We start from the raw sequence: 2,524 nt of genomic DNA on the forward strand, positions 1-2,524 counted from the left end.
CAGGTGTCGGTGGCCGCCACCTCCCGCACCGGGCTTTTGGCGATGCGCTCCAGGGCCGGTCCCACATAGACCCCGTGGGTGGCGGCGGCGTAGACCTCCTTGGCCCCTGCCTGCAACAGGGCCTCCACCGCCTCCACCAGGCTTCCTGCGGTGGAGATCTCGTCGTCCACGATCAGGGCGGTTTTCCCCTTGACCTCCCCCACCAGCATCCGGACCCGTACCTCGGTGTCGGAAACCCGCTCCTTGTCAATGAAGGCCAAGGGGAGGCGGAGGCGCCGGGCCAGGGAGCTGGCCCTTTTGAGGTCCCCGGCATCCGGGGCCACCACCACGGCATTGTCCAGGTCCACCCGGGTGGCGAAGTGGTTGGCGATGACGGGCTCGGCGGAGAGGTGGTCCACGGGCACCTTAAAGAACCCGTGCACCTGGGGGGAGTGCAGGGTCATGGTGAGTACCCGGTCGGCCCCGGCGGTCTGGAGAAGATCGGCCACCAGCCTGGCGGCGATGGAGATGCGGGGGGCGTCCTTCTTGTCGCTGCGGGCATAGGAGAAGTAGGGGATGACCGCCGTGACCCGGGCGGCGCTGGCCCCCTTGGCGGCGTCAATCATCATGAGAAGCTCCATGAGGTGGTCCTGCACGGGGGGGGTTAGGGACTGGACGATGAAGACATCCCCTTCCCTTAGGCTTTCCTCAAAGCGCACGAAGAGGTTGTCGTTGGCGAAGCGCTGGGTGGCGCTTTTGCCCAGGGGAAGGCCTAGGGCCTCAGCGATGGCTTGGGCTAAGGGCTTATTGGACTGACCAGAGAAGATCAGCAGGGGGCGGTCCATGCCGTTCCCCAAGATACCACGCCCCAGGGGTAGGCTTCCCGCTTCCCTCCCCAAGGGCTAGCGTGTGGGGGCTACCTCGGTCAGCCCTAAAGGGGCTACTTAAAGGAGGGTAAGGCCCTCCTGCAAGGGGGTGGTGACCTCGAGGCCCTCGGGGTGCACATAGACGTTCACCTCGGTGCGCACCCCGAAATCGGGTAGGTAAACCCCGGGTTCCACGGTGAAGGCCAGCCCCGGCACCAGGGGGCGGAAGTCGTGGGTTTCCAGGTCGTCCAGGTGGGGGCCGGAGCCGTGGACCTCCTCCCCCAGGTTGTGCCCCGTGCGGTGGCGGATGTAAGGCCCGTAGCCCTCCCCTTCCAAAAGGCCCCGGGCCACCCGGTCCACCTCAAAGCCCTTGGGGTAGTGCCCTTTTCCGTAGGCCTCGGCCAGGAAGCGGATGGCGGCATCCCGGGCCCTGGCCACCGCCTGGAAGGCCCGGTGGGCCCCTTCAGGAGGCCTTAGGCCCGCCATCCAGGTGATGTCGGCGTAGACCCCCCCTTTTTCCTTGGCCCACAGGTCCAAAAGCACCACCTCGCCCTCCTCGAGGACCTTGTCCGTGGGGGCGTGGTGAGGGTTGGCGGCGTTTCGGCCAAAGGCCACCATGGGGGGATGGTCAAAGACCAGCCCCTGTTCCTCCAAGGCCTGGACCAAGAGGGCCTGCACGGCTTTTTCCGTGGGCCTGGGGCTTTGCTGCAGGAAGGCCAGCGCTCGGTCCCTGGCGGCCACCAAGCCCTTCACCGCCCGGCGGTGGCTCTTTAGCTTCGCCTCTCCCCAGGTTTGGAAGAGGAGGAGCAGGGGCCAGGAGGACACGAGCTCGAGGCCCATCCCCCTAAGGAGGTCCAGGCTGCCCCCATCCACCCGGGAGAGGTAAGGGATCAGCCCCCCGGGCACGTATTCAAGGGCAATCCGCCTTTTCCCTTCCGTAAGCCCCCTAAGGGTTTCCAGGTATCCCCGCCAGGTGTGGTAGGTGCGCCTTTGCCCAGGCAGGGGGGGGAAGAGGCTTTCCTCTATGGCGTGGCAGAGGAGGGTGGGCTCCCCCTCCTGGGGGATGAGGTAGGCGAAGCGCCGGGTGAGGTGAAGGGGGCTGAGGGCCAGGACCTCGAGGGCCAGGGGGTTGCTCCGGCCAAAGGAGAGGAGAAGCCAGCCATCCAGCCTCTCCTCCCTAAGTACCTCCTGTATGCGGGCTAGGTCCATGCCTCCATCCTAGCCCTTGGAACCCACCTCACCTTTCCTTACCCCTCACGTGCTACGGTAGGGGGTAGGGAGGTTGGGAAGATGCGGGAAACCCAGGAAGCCGTGATCCGTATCACCCCTCTGGCGGCGGAGAAGGCCAAGGAGATCCTGGCCCGTTATGGCAAGGAGCAGGCCGCCATCCGGGTCTACATCAAGTCTGGCGGGTGCTCGGGCTTCCAGTACGGCATGGCCGTGGACGAGAGGGAGCTTCCGGGGGACACCTTCGTGGAGATGCACGGGGTGCGCCTGGCGGTGGACCCCATGTCCTTGCCCTACCTGGTGGGCTCGGAAATAGACTGGGTGGAAAGCCTCATGGGCGGGGGATTTACCGTGCATAACCCCAACGCCGCCAGCACCTGCGGTTGCGGCCACTCCTTCCGCACCAAGGACCAGGAGGGAGAGGCCCGCACCTGCGGCCACTAAGGGCCTTT

At 66.1% G+C, this 2,524-nt stretch carries 3 protein-coding genes; 1 reads left to right on the forward strand and 2 read right to left on the reverse strand.

Features of this window, described 5'->3' with window-relative positions:
- Together Q0693_RS07355 and Q0693_RS07360 are read right to left on the reverse strand one after the other, a co-directional pair.
- A partial coding sequence (locus Q0693_RS07355; RefSeq protein WP_298630374.1) for a ribose-phosphate pyrophosphokinase occupies positions 1–824 on the reverse strand: 824 nt, incomplete at its 3' end.
- A gap of 99 nt (positions 825–923) precedes the next feature.
- On the reverse strand, positions 924–2,054 hold the full coding sequence (locus tag Q0693_RS07360; protein ID WP_298630376.1) for a Xaa-Pro peptidase family protein: 1,131 nt from the start codon (positions 2,052–2,054) through the stop codon (positions 924–926).
- An 81-nt stretch (positions 2,055–2,135) separates the two neighbouring features.
- Between Q0693_RS07360 and erpA the strand changes: the two genes are divergently transcribed.
- Positions 2,136–2,516 carry an iron-sulfur cluster insertion protein ErpA gene (erpA, locus tag Q0693_RS07365; protein WP_243030609.1) on the forward strand — a complete coding sequence of 127 codons (381 nt, stop codon included), beginning with the start codon at positions 2,136–2,138 and terminating at the stop codon, positions 2,514–2,516.
- Positions 2,517–2,524 lie beyond the last annotated feature (8 nt).

The sequence above is a fragment of the uncultured Thermus sp. genome (genome assembly GCF_938010445.1).
Taxonomy (GTDB): Bacteria; Deinococcota; Deinococci; order Deinococcales; family Thermaceae; genus Thermus; species Thermus altitudinis.